This is a genomic window from Marinobacter fonticola (assembly GCF_008122265.1).
GTDB classification, from domain to species: domain Bacteria; phylum Pseudomonadota; class Gammaproteobacteria; order Pseudomonadales; family Oleiphilaceae; genus Marinobacter_A; species Marinobacter_A fonticola.
Genome location: NZ_CP043042.1, coordinates 335,175 through 355,156 on the forward strand (window position 1 = coordinate 335,175; position 19,982 = coordinate 355,156).

Annotated in this window: 15 protein-coding genes; 4 read left to right on the forward strand and 11 right to left on the reverse strand. The window is 59.7% G+C overall.

Annotation, left to right across the window (positions count from 1 at the left end; all coding sequences use genetic code 11):
- Window positions 1-4: 4 nt before the first annotated feature.
- From FXO11_RS01550 to FXO11_RS01560, 3 genes are read right to left on the reverse strand one after another with little or no spacing between them, the layout of a single operon-like run.
- A complete protein-coding gene (locus FXO11_RS01550; protein WP_148861251.1) occupies window positions 5-1,042 on the reverse strand; it encodes a FecCD family ABC transporter permease in 1,038 nt (345 codons plus the stop codon).
- On the reverse strand, window positions 1,039-2,043 hold the full coding sequence (locus tag FXO11_RS01555; protein ID WP_148861252.1) for a FecCD family ABC transporter permease: 1,005 nt from the start codon (window positions 2,041-2,043) through the stop codon (window positions 1,039-1,041). The genes FXO11_RS01550 and FXO11_RS01555 overlap by 4 nt, the downstream gene beginning before the upstream one ends.
- The gene (locus FXO11_RS01560; RefSeq protein ID WP_264766191.1) at window positions 2,037-2,855 is read right to left on the reverse strand and encodes an ABC transporter substrate-binding protein; all 819 of its coding nucleotides are present in this window, start codon (window positions 2,853-2,855) and stop codon (window positions 2,037-2,039) included. Before FXO11_RS01560 ends, FXO11_RS01555 begins: the two co-directional genes overlap by 7 nt.
- A gap of 296 nt (window positions 2,856-3,151) precedes the next feature.
- Here FXO11_RS01560 and FXO11_RS01565 point away from each other — a divergent pair, with 296 nt between their 5' ends.
- Entirely contained in the window at window positions 3,152-4,003 is an 852-nt protein-coding gene (locus FXO11_RS01565) for an ABC transporter ATP-binding protein (RefSeq protein WP_406565637.1), read from the forward strand.
- Between the two features lie 10 nt (window positions 4,004-4,013).
- Entirely contained in the window at window positions 4,014-4,943 is a 930-nt protein-coding gene (locus tag FXO11_RS01570) for a sucrase ferredoxin (RefSeq protein ID WP_148861254.1), read from the forward strand.
- 164 nt (window positions 4,944-5,107) lie between these two features.
- On the opposite strand, the gene FXO11_RS01575 is transcribed toward FXO11_RS01570, so the two are convergent.
- Both FXO11_RS01575 and FXO11_RS01580 read right to left on the reverse strand, forming a co-directional pair.
- A complete protein-coding gene (locus FXO11_RS01575; protein ID WP_148861255.1) occupies window positions 5,108-6,658 on the reverse strand; it encodes a nucleobase:cation symporter-2 family protein in 1,551 nt (516 codons plus the stop codon).
- A 413-nt stretch (window positions 6,659-7,071) separates the two neighbouring features.
- Window positions 7,072-8,928 (reverse strand): methyl-accepting chemotaxis protein, encoded by a 1,857-nt coding sequence (locus tag FXO11_RS01580; protein ID WP_148861256.1) that lies wholly within the window; start codon window positions 8,926-8,928, stop codon window positions 7,072-7,074.
- 478 nt (window positions 8,929-9,406) lie between these two features.
- Here FXO11_RS01580 and FXO11_RS01585 point away from each other — a divergent pair, with 478 nt between their 5' ends.
- Window positions 9,407-10,393: a DctP family TRAP transporter solute-binding subunit gene (locus tag FXO11_RS01585; RefSeq protein ID WP_148861257.1), complete on the forward strand. Its 987-nt coding sequence runs from the start codon at window positions 9,407-9,409 to the stop codon at window positions 10,391-10,393.
- A 92-nt stretch (window positions 10,394-10,485) separates the two neighbouring features.
- Here FXO11_RS01585 and FXO11_RS01590 read toward each other — a convergent pair whose 3' ends face one another.
- The 5 genes from FXO11_RS01590 to FXO11_RS01610 all read right to left on the reverse strand — a co-directional run bounded on the left by FXO11_RS01590 (window position 10,486) and on the right by FXO11_RS01610 (window position 17,207).
- Window positions 10,486-12,360 carry a HAMP domain-containing methyl-accepting chemotaxis protein gene (locus FXO11_RS01590; RefSeq protein ID WP_148861258.1) on the reverse strand — a complete coding sequence of 625 codons (1,875 nt, stop codon included), beginning with the start codon at window positions 12,358-12,360 and terminating at the stop codon, window positions 10,486-10,488.
- Between the two features lie 208 nt (window positions 12,361-12,568).
- Window positions 12,569-13,879: a TRAP transporter large permease gene (locus FXO11_RS01595; protein WP_148861259.1), complete on the reverse strand. Its 1,311-nt coding sequence runs from the start codon at window positions 13,877-13,879 to the stop codon at window positions 12,569-12,571.
- Window positions 13,876-14,424 (reverse strand): TRAP transporter small permease subunit, encoded by a 549-nt coding sequence (locus tag FXO11_RS01600; RefSeq protein WP_148861260.1) that lies wholly within the window; start codon window positions 14,422-14,424, stop codon window positions 13,876-13,878. Before FXO11_RS01600 ends, FXO11_RS01595 begins: the two co-directional genes overlap by 4 nt.
- An 84-nt stretch (window positions 14,425-14,508) precedes the next feature.
- Entirely contained in the window at window positions 14,509-15,552 is a 1,044-nt protein-coding gene (dctP, locus tag FXO11_RS01605; RefSeq protein ID WP_148861261.1) for a TRAP transporter substrate-binding protein DctP, read from the reverse strand.
- A gap of 173 nt (window positions 15,553-15,725) precedes the next feature.
- Window positions 15,726-17,207 (reverse strand): amidase, encoded by a 1,482-nt coding sequence (locus tag FXO11_RS01610; protein ID WP_148861262.1) that lies wholly within the window; start codon window positions 17,205-17,207, stop codon window positions 15,726-15,728.
- 211 nt (window positions 17,208-17,418) lie between these two features.
- On the opposite strand from FXO11_RS01610, the gene FXO11_RS01615 reads away from it, so the two are divergent.
- Window positions 17,419-18,159 carry an enoyl-CoA hydratase/isomerase family protein gene (locus FXO11_RS01615; RefSeq protein ID WP_148861263.1) on the forward strand — a complete coding sequence of 247 codons (741 nt, stop codon included), beginning with the start codon at window positions 17,419-17,421 and terminating at the stop codon, window positions 18,157-18,159.
- A gap of 6 nt (window positions 18,160-18,165) precedes the next feature.
- Here the strand turns inward: FXO11_RS01615 and FXO11_RS01620 are convergent, their stop codons facing one another.
- The gene (locus tag FXO11_RS01620; protein WP_148861264.1) at window positions 18,166-19,755 is read right to left on the reverse strand and encodes a class I adenylate-forming enzyme family protein; all 1,590 of its coding nucleotides are present in this window, start codon (window positions 19,753-19,755) and stop codon (window positions 18,166-18,168) included.
- Between the last annotated feature and the right edge of the window lie 227 nt (window positions 19,756-19,982).

Consider the following 19,982-nt stretch of genomic DNA (forward strand, 5'->3'; position numbering starts at 1 on the left):
GCCGTTAACGTCTCAGCCGGTAGAGCTGATACACAAAGTAAGGCGCGCCAATGCCGGCCACAAACACACCTGCCGGCAAATCCCTCGGCAGAAAGCCGATACGCCCCACCAGATCCGCGTAGAGCAGGATCAGCCCGCCGACCAGCGCGGCCACCAGCGTCAGCGCAGTGCTGCCCGAGCGCACCAGGTTGCGCGCAATATGCGGTGCAACGAGGCCGATAAAACTCAGTCCCCCTGCATAAGCCACCGCCGTACCCGCCAGGACGACACTGGACAGCAGCAGGATCAGCCGATTGCTTTGCAGGGCGCTTCCCAGCCCGGTGGCCATATCGTCCCCCATCGCCATAATATCCAGGTGCCGTGCGCGGCTCAGGGCGAGGGGCAGGAAAACGATCAGCCACGGCAGCAGGCCCAGAACATCCCCCCACTGGGCTGCGTAGAGACTGCCGGTCAACCACAGGTAGGCATTCATTGCGGTGGTATCCGGGCTCATGACCAGCATCAGTGTGATGAGCGCGCCCATGGCCGAGGCGATGCCGATACCCACGAGGATCAGTTGGCCGGGCGACACGCGCCTGCCCCAGGCCAGCAGCAGAATGAGCAGAGCGACGACAAAGGCGCCTGCAATCGCGGCGGCCGGTAGCAGGGGGCTGCCCCGTGTGGCGATCCCTAGCACCAGCATAAGCACCGCTGCGGCGGAGGCTCCGCTGGTCACGCCGATCACATCCGGCGATGCCAGCGGGTTACGCACCAGTCCCTGTAACAATAAGCCGGCAACCCCGAGTGCAGCACCGACGAGGATCGCTAACAGAATCCGGGGTAGCCGGATCTCCCGGACGATCAGCGACAACTCGCTGTCTTCCGACCCGGCCAGTGCTCGCCAAACGTCGACTGCATCGGTCGGGTGAGAGCCCAGGCTTAGGGACATAAAGGCGCTGGCCGCCAACAAGACAAGCAGTATTCCGAAAGTGCGCACAGTCCTCATGGGCAGCTTGATCGCCCAGCGCTCGGCGGGAGATCGCAGCACGATGGTTTTGCTCATAGCGTGCCTCGTTTACGGCTGGCCAGATAAAGAAAGAGCGGAGCGCCGAGCAGGGCCGTCATGACGCCGACAGGAATTTCCTGGGGCGGAATCACCAGACGGGCTACGGTATCGGCCACCAGTAACAGAGCGGCGCCCAACAGGACGCAAGCGGGCAGCAGCCAGCGGTGATCACGGCCAAACAGGCCGCGCGCCAGATGAGGCACGATCAAACCAATAAAGCCGATCATGCCGGTCAGGGCGACGGAGGCACCGGACAGCATAATGACGACGATACCGACCGCGAGCCGAACCCGCCCGGTGTGCTGACCCAGGGCGCGCACGACTTCGTCGTCCAGTCCCAGGATATTGAGCTGCCGGGTGAGTAGCAGGCAAAGCACGCCAGCGATCAGGAAGAAGGGGATTAGTGGCTCAAGGGTTGCCAGTTCGCGGGCAGAGACCGAGCCGGCCAGCCAGAACAGCAGACTGCCAAAGCGTTCCTGATTGATTACCAGCAGCCCTTGGGCGAAGGAAACGCATAGGGCGGTTACGGCCACGCCGGCCAATACCGTGCGTAAGGGGGAGATGCCAGCGCCGGGCTGGCGGCCCAGTAGGTAAACCAGCGCCGCGGCTGTAGCGGCTCCGAAAAAGGCGGCCCAAATCAATGTCATCGGCGTTGTGGTGCCGAGAAAGGCGGCGCCCACGACGACGAAAAGCATGGCGCCGGCGTTGATGCCGAGGATGCCGGGCGAGGCCAGCGGATTGCGGGTCAAGGACTGCATCAGGGCGCCTGACACGGCCAGGCTTGCACCCACCAGCATGGCCAGGATAGCGCGCGGCAGGCGCTCGGTGCCGACGATCAGGTGTCCGGTCGATGTGGGGTCGTAAGCCATCAGCGCATCGATGACGACGCCCGGCGGGGTAGGGTACGGACCCAACGTCAGACTGCCGGCAAAGCCGGTCATCACGACGGCAAGCGCCAGAAGAAGCCCGGCCAGCTTGCCGGTGCGGGTGGTCAGCATGAAAGGCAGTCCTGGTCCGCCTCAAGTGGTGGCAGACCATAATGGGCGTAGAGTTCGTCGAGCATGCGGTTGGCAGCCAGGTAGCCACCGCCCATGTTCCAAATTACCGGATCGACCCGGAATACGGCTTGGTTCATTGCGGCTTCCAATTGTTGCCAGAGGGGATGGACGGTCCATTTCCGGAAGGTCTCCATGACCGAGGGGTCCGAGGCGACCATGAAGACGAAGATGGCCTCGGCATCCATCGCAGGAATGCTTTCCTGACTGGTCAATTTAATACCCCACCCGGCTTGCTGCTGTGAGGCCGGGGTGCGAAAGCCCAACTCGTCGAGGACAGTGCGGGCGAAGCCACCGTAATAGATGCGGGCGTGATTGCTGCGAAAGCTGATCACCGAAACGGTGGGCGGCCAGCGCTCGTCCAGGCTCCGGGCCATCTTTGTCTGGAAATCGGTCACCCGGCGTTGCCAGCGGAGCAGGAGCTGCTCGCCCTGGTCCTCGCGGCCGGTGGCTTCGGCCATTAGCCGGAGTAGCGCCTTGAAGTCATAGAGTTGTTCGGCGATGACCGTGGGCGCGATACGCGAGAGCAGAGGCGCGATCACCGTGTGGCGGTTACGGGCGCCGACGATCACATCGGGATGGAGCCAGGCGATGGCCTCCAGATCCGGCTGGGTTTCCAGGCCCAGGTAGCGTACCTGCGTCAGCTCTGGGCGGAGGTAGTGATACATCGGACGCTCGATCCAGGATTCCACCACGCCGACCGGTTCCAGGCCTAAAGCGATTGCAGTGTCCGTGGCGCCTTGGAAGAGGGTCACAATGCGCTCTGGAGTCGCTTCCGGCCTATGCGGCGTAGCGAAGGCCGTGGCAGCGAACAGAAGCAGCCATGCAACGCTGAAAATGGCACGTACTCGGACGGCGGCCCTGGTAAGGCGGTCGTGTTCGGTGAAACAATTTTTTTCGGTGGAGCGTGCGTTCAGAGTGGTTCTTGGTGGACTGGGCAGCATGGGCAAGGGTTTATAGGGGTGAACTGCAAATTGAAAATGAGAATGATAAATAATAACATCGCTGCTCGCAGGATAGCGACCCTATTCCCCGGATCACGCTGGTCCGCATGACCCAACCCGAAGCGCCTATGGCCCCGTCACAGAAGTCTGAAACCACACATCGCCTCGAAGGCCGAGGACTGGACGTTGCCTACGGCGACAAGCCGATTCTGCATGACGTGGATTTCCGGGTGGAGGATGGCCGGGTCACTGTCCTGCTCGGGCCGAACGGCAGCGGTAAGTCCACATTGCTCAAGACGCTGGCCCGTACCCTGTCCCCGCGCGCCGGGCAGGTGGTCCTCGACGGCCACCTCATTCACCGGCAATCGACGCGAATGGTGGCCCGCAAGCTCGGCATGCTGCCGCAGAGTTCTGCCGCACCGGAAGGGCTCACCGTCCGCGAACTGGTCGGTTTGGGACGCTTTCCCTATCAAACCCTCTGGCGGCAGTGGACCCGTAAGGATGAAGACGCTGTTGGCGCTGCCATGACGACGGCAGGCGTTACGGCGCTGGCGGACAGGCCGGTCGACGAGCTTTCCGGCGGACAGCGCCAGCGTTGCTGGATCGCCATGGTGTTGGCGCAGGAGACAGATCTGATCCTGCTGGACGAGCCCACGACTTTCTTGGATCTGAAGGTTCAGGTAGAGCTTTTGGAGTTGCTGGTCAACCTTGCCCACAACCACGGACGCACACTGCTGATAGTGCTGCACGATCTCAATCTGGCGGCCACCTACGCTGACACATTGGTCATGCTAAAAGCCGGTCGCATCGAACATAGCGGCCTCCCGGGGGAGGTTTTCACGGCCGCCAAGCTGAAGCAGGTCTTCGATCTGGATAGCCATATCATCGAAGATCCGCACAGTGGCCGGCCGATCTGCGTGCCCAGGGTGGCTATCCCGGGCCGCCGCGCGGTGACATAGGAGGGTGGATTTGGCTGACATCAATCGGGTGTTCTGCGCCGTGCAAAGCCGGGACGCCGGGGATCCGCTAGCGGGAACGGGCGCCCATGCCCAGCGTAATCTCCTGATCAGCTGGCCCAGCGGTAAATGGCTGCGCAGCCTGCGCCGGGCCAGCGATATGAGCGAGGCTGTCGTCGATCGTATCGAAGCGGTGGTGGCTGCGGGGCGGCGCGTCAATCTGATCCATCGCCGCCAGCAACCGGCCAACCGGCACCGTATTTACCTCATGCCTGAAAAGCTGCAATTGGACGTTGAGCGGGAGCAGCTTCCCGACGTGCTGGATGCCTTGCTGAACAACGCTCCGCTTGACCGCTGGTGCGCCAGTGAGGCGCCGAAACCGCTGATCCTATGCTGTACCCACGGCAAGAAAGACAAATGTTGCGCCAAGTTCGGCAATGCGACCTATCAATCGCTGGTAAAGGTTGTAGCGGAATCCGGCCATGCTTTCGAGGTCTGGCAGAGCTCCCATCTCGGTGGCTGCCGTCTAGCTGCCAGTGTCATGGTGTTCCCGTCAACCCGCAAATACGGTCGCCTTGGGGAAGCGGACATCATGCCGCTGCTCGATGCGGAAGCGAATGATCGCCCCTATCCTCCCTGCTACCGAGGGCATTCGGCCTTGACGCCGGTCGAGCAATGCGCGGAAGTCGCTGCCCTGCAATGGCTTGCGGAGCGAAATATCGTTGCCCGTGTAAGCATCGGCCCTATCGAGCCGGGAGAGGGCGAAGAAACGATCACGACAGTGTCTGTGAACTGGCAGAACCGCCGTGAGCAAGGCCAGCTTTTATTGAGATGTGTGAAATCCGAAGTGCTTCGCTTCGACACCTGTGCCGACATCGGTCCGGACGGTCCAACCGCGAGTGCGGTATGGCGGGTGCAACACCTCAAGCCCGTCCCGCACTGAGCTGTTCGCCGGTTGCCCGAGGCTGGGCGGCTTCCATGCCGCCGCGAAGGACGCGCGGCATGGCTCTGGCATCAGGTCTGATCGTTACCGGGCACCGGAACCGGCTTTTTGGCCGAATTCGTCCCGGTATCGATGAGCCTGAGATAAAGGGCGGGCGCGGCCCCTTAGCCCGCGCTGACCGGCCTGTCGACGATCTCCCGTTCTTCCGGACGCTCGCCGATCTCCTGCGCTTGCGGGCTGTCGTCCGCCACGATCGGCACCTCCTCCCCTTCCGCATCGAAGAGCTTGCCGTCCAGGAAGTGGTCGCCGTGGTTCAGCACCGACACATCCCGTGCGCACAGGATACGGTTGGAGCCCGCCACGAAGACGGAGCTCTGGTCCGTGTTGCCGGCTTTCAAGTGGTTAAACAGCAGGTTGAGCAGGATCGCCATGATTGCGGCGGAACTGATGCCGGAGTGGAAAATGGTTTCGAACCAGGTGGGGAAGTGCTCATAGAACGATGGCGCGGCTATCGGGATCATGCCGAAACTGATCGAGGTAGCGACGATTACCAGGTTCATGTTGTTTTGATAGTCCACCTTGGCCAGGGTGCGGATACCGCTGGCGGCCACGGTGCCGAACAGCACGATACCGGCGCCCCCGAGCACCGCAGTGGGAACCGAAGCGACGACGCGGCCCATGACGGGCAGTAGCCCCAGCAGCACCAGGATAACGCCGCCGGCGGCGACCACATAACGGCTCTTGACCCCGGTGACTGCCACCAGGCCGACGTTCTGAGCGAAGGCGCTCTGAGTGAATGAACCGAAGATCGGCGCGATAATGCTGGACCCCATGTCTGCACGCAGGCCGTCGGCAATACGCTTGGAATCCACCTTGGTATCGACAATCTCCCCTACGGCGATGATATCCGCAGTGGTTTCCGTGAGGATGACGATGACCACGATCAACATGGAAATAATAGCGGCGATATCGAAAACCGGAACGCCCAGCGAAAAGGGTACCGGGAAAGCGAAGATCGGCCCATCGCCAATCTGGGAAAAGTCCGCCATACCCACCAGCACGGCGAACAAAGTACCGATAACCATCGCCAGCAGGATCGAAAGCCGGGAAACCGCGGCAACGCCGATTTTACTGAGCATTAACACCAGCGCCAAGGTCAGCGCCGCCAGGCCGATATTGGCCATACTGCCAAAATCCTCCGCGCCGCTGTCACCGCCCATGGCCCAATGGGCGGCTACCGGCATGAGGGTCAAGCCAATGGTGGTGATGATGGTTCCGGTAACCACCGGGGGTAGAAACTTGATGACCTTGGAAAAAATCGGTGCGATCAGGAAGCCGATAATGGCGGAGGCGATGACCGCGCCGAATACCGTGGGTAGCCCGCCTCCGGAAGCGATGATAGCGATCATCGTTGCCACGCTGGCAAAGGAGACGCCCTGCACGAGCGGTAGCTGGCAGCCGAAGAAAGGCCCACCAATGGTCTGGACGAGGGTGGCAAGCCCGCCCATGAACAAGGCAGCGGCGATCAGCACGCCGATCTCCGCCGGAGGCAGGCCTGCGGCCTGGCCGATGATCAGGGGTACAGCGACTATGCCGCCATACATGGTCAGAACGTGTTGCAAGCCATAGGCAATGCTTGGGCCGATGCCCAGATACTCGTCTTCGGGACGTTTGACATCATGCCGATGAGCGGCACCGTGCGGAGTTGTTGTCATGATGGGACTCGCCGTTTTTATGATGTGATTTCTTATGGTTTAGCGGCCGCTTAAAGTCGATCAGGGTGTATTGAGCAAAGTAAGGGGGTACCAACTTGGTGCGGCGCGCACTTGTAGTTGTATCTTTTTTTGTATCCAAAAACCAAGTATTTTTTATACAAAATATAGCGGGGGGTATTCCAGACGTTCGCCGGACCTTAAAACGACAGCACGCTGAATATCGTTGCTTCAAGGAGAAAAGGAGAATTATTTCAGGGGATTGAAGGCTTGGCGGCCGATGCACGGCCCCCCAGCGAAGTCGTTGGGGTTTGGCGACCAACCAGGTTCATGGGGCATCGGGTCCGGTGAGCTGACCTCGCTTGCCAGCGTCCCGAAGCGTGTCAGGACGCTGGCAAGCGATATTGAGGCGTCATTTATACATTGAATCGCGCCACCTGAACCCGCAGGTTTTCGCCCAGCTGCGCCAACTCGGTGGTCGACGACGCCACCTGTGTGGCTGACGAGGCTGACTGATCACTGATATCGCGAATCTGCGTGACGTTGTGGTTGATGTCTTCGGCCACCGACGTTTGCTGCTCGGCAGCCGTGGCAATCTGGCTGTTGAATTGGCGGATCTCCTCGACGGCGTGCGCGATGTCTTTGATTGTTTTGCCGGTCGCCTGGGCGCTGTCCAGTGTCTGGCTAGCAAGGCGGGTACCGGATGTCATCGCCGTCACAGAGCCTTCGGTGCTTGCGACCAAGTTATTGATCAAGGTTTCTATTTCCGAAGCGGATGTCTGCGTACGCTGGGCGAGGGATCTGACCTCGTCGGCAACGACGGCAAAACCGCGCCCCTGTTCGCCCGCACGGGCAGCTTCGATGGCCGCGTTCAGCGCTAGCAGATTGGTCTGCTCGGCCACGGACTTGATCACATCCAGCACGGTGACGATGTTCTGCGTGTCGGCCTGCAGGCCGTGTAGCTGCTGCATGACCTCTTCCGCCAATGCGTTCAGCTCGCTGACGTAGGATAGAGTTTCGCCTACCGCAGTCTCGCCCTCTGAGGTCTTGTCGCTGGCGCGGGCGGCGGCAGTGAAAGCTTCCTCCGCACTCTTGGCCACCTCGCTGACCGTGGCCACCATCTCATTCATGGCGGTAGCGACCTGATCGGTCTGGTCCCGCTGCTGGAGCATGCCCTGGCTTGTCTGCTCGGTGACGCTGGACAGTTCGCCGGTGGACGTGGCGATATCCCGTGAGCCGCTGTTAATGTCGCACACTAACGACCGGAGGTTGATCACCATGGCGCCCAGGGCGCTGAGCAATTGGCCCAGCTCGTCCTGGCGGTTGGTCTGCACATCAACGCGCAGGTCGCCCGAAGCCACTTTGCCGGCCACATCCACTGCTTCTCGCAGCGGCTTGATAATAGTGCGGGTCAGGCTCCAGGCCAGCACGATGCCAAGCATGACGGCAGCAGCGATGGCAATGCCGATGAGCAGTAGGGCGCTGCCATGGTCGCGCTTCATTTTCTCCAACTGGATCTTTTGCAGGCTTTCCGCTGCCTCGACGATGCTGCGGGCGGTTTTCACCAGTTGGTTCTCCAGGCTGACCAGCTCCCGCACTTTGTTGGTGGCAGTGTCGAAGGTGCTCATGTAGGCGTTGAAAAGCCCAGTCACTTCATCCTTGACGCTTTGCTGAACGTAAGAAGCTTCGATGGATTGGATAGCGCGTTCGCCTTCTTTCCTGAAACTGGCTATCGCCTTGTCGCTTTGTTGAATTAGGAAATTACGTTCATAACCAACCATTTTCTTCAGCGCACCATTGGCCACGTAGAGTTGGGCCTCGGTACTCAAGCGGCTGGCGGCAATGCGGGCATCTTCCTCCAGCTGAGCCACGGTTTCGTCGCGGTTGGTCTGGGTTGCGGCCAGTTGTTGTAACAGGGCTGTATATCGCTCGGCGCCTTCCTGGACGGTGTCGAGCAAAGCCAGATCAGAGGGCACTACAAGGCGTTCTTCCATTGCTTGGGCGGCTTTGCTTGCGGATTTGCCCAGACGGGTGGCCTGGTCCAGTTTCTGTTCGTCGCCTCGCAGCATGAAATTCTTTTCGGCGACCCGGGCATCCAGCAGGAAGGCTTTCATCTGGCCGGCGTCAGCGACCACATTGGCCCGGTGATCGTAGTTGTTCAGTTGCATTATGGCCACCGAGCCTACCAGTGCGGCAAGGATGATGAGCAGACTGAAGCCGACGGTGAGCTTTCGTCCGATAGATAGGGACGAGACGTAACGCGATAACGTCATGGCGGGTATTAACTCCATTGGGTTGAGCAAGGTGTTTGGCGAGCCGGGGAAAGATGATGTCCAAGCAAGCAAGAAACCTGCCGTAGCCGCTAAAAATCGACGCTGTTTAACAGGCGCGGCTCTGGTGATCGCCGTAATGGTGGGAAATGACCCGTGGGGTTTGCATGTTCAACATTTATCAGCGGCATTAACCTAGGTTAAGACCTGTGTTTTAGAGGTCTGCGGGGCTGAAGCGGGCGGTGGCGAAAATCCGCCTATAAAGCTGCATGGATGTGTGGGTTTGTACCCATTTTGCCCTGATCTTGGTCACATTGTGTTACAGGACGCGAGAGTTACGTAAACGTGCCTTGCAGACCATGCGCCTGCCACCGTTATTGTTGTCAATTCAATATACTGGCCCCGGTATTGCAGTTCAGCTCCGTCGGTTTGAAGAGAAATAGTTGTGGAGAACAACAAGCCATTCATGGAGCATTTAGGGATGACACTGTATTTAAAGAAAGTTTTGCTGGCGCTGTTACTGTTATCGCCGGTCGCTGCCTGGGCCAACCCCCAGTATCTGGTGTTCACGCATGTGGTAAGTCCGGATACGCCGAAAGGTAAGATGGCCACCATGTTCAAGACCATCGTCGAGCGTAAGATGGGCTCGAAATACAACGTCATTGTCCACCCCAACTCGGAGCTGCTGGATGACGGCGAGGCGATAGATGCCATTGCACGCGGGGATATCCACTTCGCCGTGCCGTCCGTGTCCAAGTTCGAGGACTACACCCAGAAGCTGAAGATCTACGACCTGCCTTTCCTGTTCCCGAACATGGACGCGGTCGAACGTTTCCAGGAAGGTCCGGTGGGCCGGTCGCTGCTGAAGAGCATGGAGTCCAAGGGCATTCTCGGCCTGGGTTACCTGCATAACGGCTTGAAGCAGCTGAGCGCAAACAGGGAGTTCCACAAGCCGTCCGACCTTGAGGGCTTGAGTTTTCGCATCATGGATTCAGACGTGCTGCAGAAGCAGTTCCAAGCTATCGGCGCGTTTGGCATGCCAATGGCGTTTGCGGATGTGTACGATGGGCTGGCTACGGGCCTGATCCAGGGGCAGGAGAACACCTGGTCCAACATCTATTCAAAGAAGTTCTATGAGCACCAGCCCTACATCATGGAATCCAACCACGGCGTGCTGGACTACATGGTGATCACCAACGCCAGCTTCTGGGACTCGCTGACGAAGGAAGAGCGCCGCTACTTCAAGTATGCACTGGGCATGGCATTGAAATACGGCAACGCCGTGGCCATCGCGAAAGCGAAAAACGATCGTGACGAGCTGCAAAACATGAGGAGCGTCAACCTGATCGAGCTGACACCGAAAGAACTGCAACTCTGGCAACAGGCCATGAGGCCGGTTTGGGAAGCCTATGAAGGCGAAATTGGTAAGGATGTGATCGACGCGGCAGTTGCGGCGGGTAAGTCCTGATCTACAGGGCTTCTGGGGGGCTACCACGTTGATCCCCCGGTTCCTGACAGTAAAACGCCCCAAGCAGGATCGGGGCGTTTTCTCTGCGTAACCTATACGCTGAACCGGGCTACCTGAACTCGAAGGTTTTCGCCCAACTGTGCCAACTCGGTGGTCGACGAAGCTACCTGTGTAGCTGACGAGGCTGATTGATCACTAATATCGCGAATCTGCGTGACATTGTGGTTGATGTCTTCAGCCACCGACGTTTGCTGCTCGGCAGCCGTAGCAATTTGACTGTTGAATTGGCGGATTTCCTCGACAGCCTGCGCGATGTCCTTAATCGTTTTGCCGGTCGCCTGGGCGCTGTCCAATGTCTGGCCAGCTAGCTGTGTGCCGGATTCCATCGCCTTCACCGAGCCCTCGGCGCTGGTGACCAGGTTGTTGATCAAGGTCTCGATTTCCGCAGCCGAACTCTGTGTGCGCTGTGCCAGCGACCGAACCTCGTCAGCCACCACCGCAAAGCCGCGGCCCTGCTCGCCGGCGCGGGCGGCTTCGATAGCCGCATTCAGCGCCAGCAGGTTGGTTTGCTCGGCGACCGACTTGATCACATCCAGCACGGTGACAATGTTCTGGGTGTCGGACTGCAGGTTGTGCAGCTGCTGCATCACGTTCTCTACCAGACCGTTCAGCTCGCTCACGTACGATAGCGTTTCGCCCACGGCGGTCTCCCCGGCGGTGGCGGTTTCACTGGCCCTGGCCGCCGCGTTGAAGGCGTCTTCGGCGCTCTTGGCCACTTCGCTCACGGTTGCCACCATTTCGTTCATGGCCGTGGCGACCTGATCGGTCTGGTCGCGCTGCTGGGTCATGCCCTCGCTGGTTTGTTCCGTGACTGTGGACAGCTCCCCGGTAGAGGCGGCTATGTTTTGCGACCCGCTATTGATACCGCGCACCAGCTCCCGCAAGTTGACGACCATGGAGCCCAGGGCGCCCAACAACTGGCCCAGCTCGTCATGGCGATCGGTCTTGACGTCTTTTCGCAGGTCGCCAGCGGCCACTCGCGTTGCGATATCGACGGCCTCATGGATGGGCCGCACGATGTTGCGGGTCAGGCTCCAGGCCAGCACGACCCCGAGCAGGATGACGATGACGGTAGCGACGATGATCAGCGTAACGGCTTGTGCCTGTTCCGCGCGCATGTTGCCGACCTGGATGTCCTTCAATTCAGCCGTCGCCGAGAGGATGCTGTTGGCGGAATCGAGCATCTGGGATTCCAGCGTCTCGTTGCGGCGGACCTGTTCGACAGCTTTGCGGAACGTGGCGACGTAGTTGTTGAACAGGCCGCTAATCTCCTCCTTGACGGCCTTGTCGACGAACGACGATTTTATGGAGCGCAGGGCGCGCTCGATCGCGGATTCGAATTGCTCAATGGCCTTAGCATCGCCATCGATCAGGAAGCTGCGTTCGTTACGGCGCATTTGCTTGAGAGCGGCCGCGGCCATATAGAGTTTGTCCTCGGTGCTCAGCCGGCTTTCGGCCATGCGTGCATCCACCTCCATCTGGTCGATGGTGGCATCGCGTTCGGTGATGTTAGCGGCGAGTTGCGTGAGCAATTGGCTGTAGCGGGCAGCCCCTTTGTCGATCGTTTCCAGCCGTTGCAGGTCCGCGGGAACCACCAGCTCGCTTTCGAGTACTTCAGCCATTTTCCCGGCTGCTGCGCTGCTTTGACGAGCCGCCTCCAGGTCATTCTCATGGTGGCTTAACATGAACTCTTTTTCGCTTAGCCGGGCTTCCAGTAAGCGGGTTTCCATAACGCCAACCTGGCCTACGATAACAGCACGTTCGGTATAGCTGCTCAGCGCCTGCAGGCCGATAGCCCCAACAATAACGGCGAGAACGATCAGCGCCGAAAAACCAATACTCAGCTTGCGTCCGATGGTCAGCTTGCGTCCCATGGAAGAAGACGAAGAGGAAAGAGGCAACTGCATTGTATGCTCCCTGAAATGCCTGGGTGCCGAGGGTGGGGAAACGGCAGCATTTATTGTTGTGGAATGCGGAAATCGGTTCCGCTTAACGGTATTAAAGGTTTGAAGGTTGGGTGAGATCAAGGAGAGATTGGTAACAAAGTATTAAAAAAGCCCCGTTGTAGAGTGCTTATTCCACAACGGGGCTTTGTTGGTGTGCGGATGCGGATCGCTAGAAGAAGAGATCCGGCAGGTAGGTGGCGATTTCCGGGAAGATCATAATCAGCGCCAGGCCGACAATCTCCACCAGCACGAACGGAATAATCGACACATAGATATCCCGCATGGTGATACTCGGCGGAACCACCCCTTTGAGATAGAACAGGTTGAAGCCGAAAGGTGGCGTCATGTAGCCGATTTCCATGTTGATCACGAACAGGATGCCGAACCAGATGGGGTCGAAGCCCAGGCCCTCGACGATGGGCATGAATACCGGCAGGGTGATCAGCATGATACCCACCGGATCGAGCACCATCGCCAGCAGGAAGACGATCAGCATCATCGACAGGATCACGCCCCAGGGCCCGCCCGGAATCATCTGCATCAAGCCTTCGATCAGCTCCTGGGCGCCCATGCTTTGATACGCCGCGCTGAAGGCATGGGCAGCGAACAGGATCCACATGATCATGCCGGTCAGCTTGAAGGTGCGGATCGACGCGTCGTGCAGCAGTGTCCAGGTGAATTTGCGATACACCACGGCGGAAATCAGCGCGCCGAACACGCCCACGGCGGCCGCTTCGGTGGGTGTGGTAATACCGCCGATGATCGAGCCCAATACCATGATGACGATGGCGATGGGCAGGATAACCGCCCGCAGGGCACGGAACTTCTCGGCCCAGCTTGCCCGTTCCTCCGGCGGCAGAGCGGGGGCCAAGTGCGGCTGGAAGTAGCAGCGAATAATAATGTAGGCGATGGTCAGCACCATCAGCAGTAGGCCCGGCAGCACGCCGGCTGCGAACATTTTACCGACGGATGTCCCGGTAATCAGGGCGTAGAGAATCATCAGGATACTGGGCGGAATCAGGATGCCCCAGCCGCCGCCGGTATTGATACAGCCCAGGGCCATGTTCTTGTCGTAGCCCCGTTCGAGCATCGACGGCAGCGCGATAGTCCCCATAGCCACGACAGCCGCGCCACTGATCCCGCACATGGCGGCGAACAGCGCGCAAATGCCTAGTGTGCCGATGGCCAGGCCGCCGCGTACGCCACCCCACCAAAGATGCATCATGCGGTAGAGATCGTTGGCGACGCCGGTGCGCTCCAGAATCATCGCCATGTAGACAAACAGCGGAATGGCCACCAGGGTGAAGCTTTCCATGGTGCTCCAGATCTGGGAGGCCACCATAAAGAAGGAGTCGAATCCCCAGGTGAAATAAAGGAACACGACGGACACGCCACCCAGGACGAAGGTCAGCGGCAGGCCGAGAACCAGGAAGAACAGAAGAGCGGCAAAAAACAGCAGGGTCAGGGCTTCGATACTCACAGCATATCCTCCTGCTCGTTCTGGCGGTCTTCAGGCGTGTAGTAACCCAGGTTGAAGGCGATGGCGATGTCCTGCAGGAGTTTGACGACGCCTTGCAGCACCAGGAGGCCGACGCCCAGGGGAATCGCCACCTTGACCGGCCAGATCGGCGGGTTCCAGGCGGAATAGGACGTTTCCCAGCTGGCGACGGACTGGCTGGCCATGTCGTAGCCGAAGTAGAGCAGCGCCAGGGTGAAGATGAAGAACACCACCGACGTAAAGATGTCGACGCCCGCCTGCACCCGGGGGCCTAAGTGCGAGTAGAGCAGGTCCACATTCACGTGTCCCCGGTGGGCCATGATGTAGCCGCCGGACATAATGGCGTAGATGCCGAACAGCATCTGGGTCAGCTCATTGGTCCACACCGTTGGCGAGTTCAGCAGGTAGCGGAACCCCACCTCAAGCAGCAGGAAAACGAACATGGCGAAAACGAGCAGGGCGACCCAGCGACCGATAAAGTCGTTCAAACGGGTCACGCCGTTCATGAATGCGGTCAGCGCACGCATGGCATCCTCCGGAGGCGCAACGGGTAAGGGAATAAGGAAAACCGGCGGCCCTGAGGCCGCCGGCGGGATCAGCGCAATCAGGACTTAGAGGTAGCCCAACTCCGTCAGGTAGTCTTTCAGCATAGTCAGCGCTTTCTGCGAGCGCTCGCTACGTTGGCCTTCCTCGTCCCACATTTCTTGAGCGGCTTCGGTCAGGCGCTGTTGGACATCGTCCGGCAGGGTGTTGATCTGCACGCCTTCTTCCTCGATGGCCTTGGCCAGAGTGATGCGCTCTTTATACAGGTACTCGTTGGTGCGGAACCAGAATTGCTCGTCCAGAGCCTGCTTGACGATGTCCTGCAAGTCCTGCGGCAGTTTGTCCAGCGCCTTCTGGCTGACAATGATGACGTCGGTGCCGGCGATGTTCAGGGCCGGTTGCACGTGATATTTGGCCACTTCGTACAGGCCCATGGAGTAGGCCCCCTGGGCTGCACCCCAATGGGCGCCGTCGACCACGCCGCTATCCAGCGCAGGGTAGAGTTCGCTGCCCGGGATGTAAGACGCTGCGGCACCGGCTTCGGTTAGAAACTTCTGCAGCGCACCGGAAGAGCGGATCTTCAGTTTCGTGAAGTCTTCCCAGCTGTTGATCGGGTCCTTGATCACCATCTCGGTCGGGTAAACCTTGTCGGTGGCCCAGTACACGCCGTATTGGGCGGCTTCTTCACGCAACATCTCCTCGAAACCCAGGCCCTGATGGAAGTAGGCCGCTTCCCACACGTTGCGGAAGGCGAACGGCAGACCGGAGGCAATGCCGGCCAGGGTCATCTTGTCCTGGGCGTAAGCCGGGGAGATCGTGCCCATTTCCAGGATGCCGCGGCTTACGGCTTCGAAGGTTTGCTTGGGCTTGAACAATGCACCGGATTCGTAGAGGTCCAGTTTTAGGCGACCATCGCTGCGCTCTTCGATGACGCGCTTCAGGCGGCCCAGACTGTCCTCATAGGAGCTGCTGGAGCCGGGCCAATGAGATTGAACTTTCCACGTCACGGTATCCGCGGCAGTCACCGCACCGCTGAACAGGGCGCCGACACTAAGGGCAACGGCCGATGCGCAGACCGTTAGCTGCTTCTTGAACTGGGTAAGCGTTTGCATGACTTGACCTCTTATTTTTGTGCATGGGGGTTGTACTTCTTTCTCCCTTATTTCGCACTGCGGTACTAGTGACTGCAGAACGAATCCTTGTTTTCCGAATTTATCACATGACTGACCATTTGCAATAGGCTACCGGCCCAATGTAATCCCTGCCTGATAGTCCGCTTTTTAGCTCAGAGCGGTGGAAACGTCAGACCCTCCGGATGCAAGTGGTGTGACATGAGGCGGGCGATCTGTATCAGGTTCCTTTCACTATAGGCCGGTCCAATCAGTTGTACCGCTAAAGGCAGGCCTTCGTCGCTGAACCCCACCGGCAGGCTCAGTGCAGGCAGTCCGGCGATAGCGGCAATGCCGGCCCAGACCGTGACGTCCATATAGACCTGGGGCTGACCGTTGATGGTCAGCACGCGCTCCATGGCGGGGGCGTCCTGATCGTGAGGGAAGGGGGGCGTGTTGACTACCGGACAGATCATCACGTCGAAGCGCTCGAAGAATTGGACCCAGCGATGCTGCAACTGAGCGCGTTCCTCATCCTGGCGCATCCAGTCGGTATGCGTGAGCGAGGCGCCCCGGGCAAAACGGGTGCGGTAATCGTCGTTTTCGCTGTCACGGGCGACGGCTGCGAGCTTTTCCAGGGTATTTGTATTCAGGCCAGCGCCCATGGTGGCCGCGAGCAGGCTGTAGTAAAGGCGGTGGTTCTGCTCCAGAGTCAGGTCGTCTGGACGGGCCGCTTCATCGATCGTTGCGCCCCGTTCACGCAGGAGGTCGACTGCAATCCGTAGCCCCTTTTCGACACTGGCATCCACCGGGCAAAAGGCATCGTCAAGCCAAGCCGCCACTTTCAGGCCGGCAAGGGTCTCGGTTTGCGCTTGGGGCAGGTCGATCCGCCAGGCCGGAGCCTCGGCTTCGTCCGGGCCGGCGAGCAGGTCCAAGGCGCGCTCCAGATCGTCCAGGTGGCGTCCCATGGGCCCGGCTACGCCGATATCCCGTTTGCCGCGGCTACCGGGCGGTCCGGGAATGTGCCCGCGGGTGGGAATGACGCCGTAAGTCGCTTTCAAACCATAAACGCCGCAGAATGCTGCGGGCGTGCGAATCGAACCGCCGATATCGCTACCCAGTTCCATCGGCACCAGGCCGGCGGCCAGGGCGGCGGCGGCCCCGCCGGAAGAGCCGCCAGGGGTTAGCCGGGTGTCCCAGGGATTGGCGGTGGTGCCATAGATGCTGTTGAAGGTTTGCAGGTCGCCGGCCAGTTCCGGCACGTTGGTCTTGCCCAATACAATAGCGCCGGCGGCCTGTAACCGTTCGACCGCCGGCGCCGTGCGTGGTGAAATATAATCCTTAAACTTGGCGTAGCCCGCCGTGGTAGGCCAACCTTTTATCTCAAAGGTTTCCTTGATGGTCATGGGTACGCCGTGGAGTGGGCCTAGCGCATCGCCTCCGACGCTCCCATCGCCCTTATCGACCCGTTCCACCGCGGCATCGGCAGCCTCGGCCTGGCGGCGGGCATCGTCGGCGCGTAGTACAACGATGGCATTGAGATCCGGGTTGTAGCGTTCGATCCGGTCGAGAAAGTGCTCGAGAACCTCTACGGCTGTGAATTGACGTTGACGTATGCCTTGGGCCAGCGCAAAGGCGCTCATCTCGTGAAATTGCACGGTGTTTAGATCCTCTTGTTGTCGGAGTCGTAGAGTTTAGATGACCCCGGATTTTTTGTGGTTGCTGGGCTGGGGTTGCTCAACCGCTTTTGGGGATGGGCAGCCCGCTTGTTGATTATCCAACATAGAATAAATGCCGGATTTGTGGAACAGTATTTCGCAAACTAACAAATAGACTGAATGAAATGATGTATCGACAAGGAGAATTGGCATGATTGAAGTGCGACAGGAAGGCGGGCTGGTCCATCTAACCATCGCCCGGGCAGACAAGAAGAATGCACTGACCCGGCAGATGTATGCCGATCTCGCCAACGAAGTGGACCGGGCGGCTGAAGACGACACCGTGCATGCCATCGTCATCACTGGCGAAGGTGGCGTTTTTACGGCGGGTAACGACCTGGACGATTTCCGCGCCCGTGCCATGGACCTCAACCCTAAGCCTTCAGCGGGGTTGGCCTTTATCGAGAGACTGATGGTATGCGATACCCCCATCATTGCCGGAGTTGAGGGCCTGGCGATTGGCATTGGCACTACCATGCTGATGCACTGCGATGTCGTGATTGCCGGGGAATCCGCGCTGTTCCGCACGCCGTTCGTGGATCTGGGCCTGTGTCCGGAAGCCGCTTCCACGGTCATGATGCCTTTGCAACTGGGTTATCGCCGCGCGACGGACCTGCTGATCATGGGCGAGTCGATTACCGGTCAGGCGTCGTTGGACAGTGGCATCGCCTCCCAGTTGGTACCGGACGGCGCGGCCACGGAAGAAGCTTTGGCCACCGGGCGTAAACTCGGCAGTAAGCCGCGGGACGCACTACGGGCGAGCAAGCGTCTGCTCAAGGCACCGTGGCGGGAACAGGCGATGGCGGCTCTGGAGCGCGAGCGGGAAGCCTTCGGCAAACGCTTGCAATCGCCGGAATGCCAGCACGCGCTAAAGCGCATCTCCCGCCGCTAGCGCGAGTCAGGTCCAGTAAGGCGCCCGCAGTTCCCGTTTGAGCACTTTGCCGATGGTACTGCGGGGCAGCTCATCGCGGAATTCGATTCCCGCCAACCGCTGGGCCTTGCCTAGGCGTTCGTTGGCCCAGTCTAGAATGTCGGATTCGCAAGCCGATTCGCCGGAGCGGCGCACCACCAGGCCCAAAGGCGTTTCACCCCAATGTTCGCTGGGAATGCCGATCACCGCGGCATCGTCGACGGCAGGGTGTTCCAGCAGCGCCTTCTCCAAATCCACCGCGTAGATGTTGAAGCCGCCGGAGATGATCATGTCCTTGCGACGGTCGAGGATATAGAGGAAACCATCCGTGTCCAGGCGGCCCATATCGCCGCTGCGATAGAAAGCCAGACCTTCCGGGCTGGTCCATAGCATCTCCGCGGTTTGTTCCTCGCGATGGTAATAGCCACGCATCATGGCACCCGCCCGCCCGACGATTTCGCCAATATGGCCGCGCGGCAGTTCGTGGCCATCCTCGTCGATGATTTTAACCTCCGCGCCTTCGGTCGGTTGCCCCACCGAATCCCATTTGTCCGGGAAGGCGCGACAGTCCAGGCTGGTGGAAATGCCGCCCTCGGTCAGGCCGTAGACTTCGCGAAGATTGCCCGGCCAGCGGGCCATCACCTGGCCGATCACGTCCGCTCGCAAAGGCGCGCTGGTGGACAGCTTCAACTTGAAACTGGACAGGTCGAAACGGTCGAAATCCGGTTCCGCGAGAATGCGTTGGTACTGAACCGGTACCAGCATGGCGTGGGTCACGCGATGCTCTTCTGCCAGTTCCAGGAAGCGTAAGGCATTGAACTTGGCCATCAACACCAGGGTGCCGCCATGGAATAGTGTAGGCAGCACCGACACCAGCGTGGTGTTGGAGTAGAGCGGTGTCGATACCAGGTTGATCGCGTCGCCGTCCAGGCTATAGGTGCCCATACGCAGCATTTGCCGGTAGCGGAAACGGTGATCGTGCAGAATGCCCTTGGGCGTACCGGTCGTGCCGGAGCTGTAGATGATGTTGAACGGATCATCCAGGGACAGCGCCGCCGGATTCGATGTGCCCGGGGCGTCGGCCAGCCAGTCGTCCAGGGTCAGGGCGCTGTCCGGTGGCCGGAAGTCCAGGCCAATGCGGGTGCCGTGGGGCACCTTATCCAACGTGTCCCGGATCTCGTCTAGCAGCGGCGCATTCTTTGCCGACACGAACAGAAAGCGCGCATCGCAGTCATTGATCATGAGGGCCAGGGTTTCCCCGCTGGCCATGCCCGAGAGCGGCACCATGCAACCGCCGGCTGTCAGCACGCCGAGGTAAAGCGCCATGTATTCTGCGCTGTTTTCCGATAACCCCGCCACGGTATCCCCCGTTTTCAGGCCGCCTTCACGCAGTCGGTTGGCAATCCGGTTGACTCGTGTCACCAGGTCGCGCCAGCTCACCGGTCCTTTCTCGTCGACCAGCGCGATCTTGTCCGGCTGGGACGTGGCGAATGACTGGATCTGTTCGCCGATGGAGACCAGAGATTCATCGGGGTTGACGGGGGCATGGACGGCCATGGTTTTCACGTAGTCGTTCATCGTCTTGCTCTCAGTGATAGTTGTGTTTTAACTAGTGAAATTAGTTTCCGAATATATTGACTCAAAACTGGAAGGCATGACAAATTAAACCCCGAATTCCTATTTAGCGGTTTCCGGCGCGATGGATTATCGATTTTTGGAACGCCGGGAATACGCCGCCATAGCGGGCTGTTCGCCCGCGCAGCACCGAAAACAACAAAGGAATTCCTGGGGTACGCCGTTTGCAG

Coding starts and splice junctions, on each gene's coding strand:
- FXO11_RS01550 (WP_148861251.1), bottom strand. CDS start 1,042: ATGAGCAAAACCATCGTGCTGCGATCTCCCGCCGAGCGCTGGGCGATC.
- FXO11_RS01585 (WP_148861257.1), top strand. CDS start 9,407: ATGACACTGTATTTAAAGAAAGTTTTGCTGGCGCTGTTACTGTTATCG.
- dctP (WP_148861261.1), bottom strand. CDS start 15,552: ATGCAAACGCTTACCCAGTTCAAGAAGCAGCTAACGGTCTGCGCATCG.
- FXO11_RS01590 (WP_148861258.1), bottom strand. CDS start 12,360: ATGCAGTTGCCTCTTTCCTCTTCGTCTTCTTCCATGGGACGCAAGCTG.
- FXO11_RS01620 (WP_148861264.1), bottom strand. CDS start 19,755: ATGAACGACTACGTGAAAACCATGGCCGTCCATGCCCCCGTCAACCCC.
- FXO11_RS01575 (WP_148861255.1), bottom strand. CDS start 6,658: ATGACAACAACTCCGCACGGTGCCGCTCATCGGCATGATGTCAAACGT.
- FXO11_RS01565 (WP_406565637.1), top strand. CDS start 3,152: ATGACCCAACCCGAAGCGCCTATGGCCCCGTCACAGAAGTCTGAAACC.
- FXO11_RS01615 (WP_148861263.1), top strand. CDS start 17,419: ATGATTGAAGTGCGACAGGAAGGCGGGCTGGTCCATCTAACCATCGCC.
- FXO11_RS01580 (WP_148861256.1), bottom strand. CDS start 8,928: ATGACGTTATCGCGTTACGTCTCGTCCCTATCTATCGGACGAAAGCTC.
- FXO11_RS01555 (WP_148861252.1), bottom strand. CDS start 2,043: ATGCTGACCACCCGCACCGGCAAGCTGGCCGGGCTTCTTCTGGCGCTT.
- FXO11_RS01600 (WP_148861260.1), bottom strand. CDS start 14,424: ATGCGTGCGCTGACCGCATTCATGAACGGCGTGACCCGTTTGAACGAC.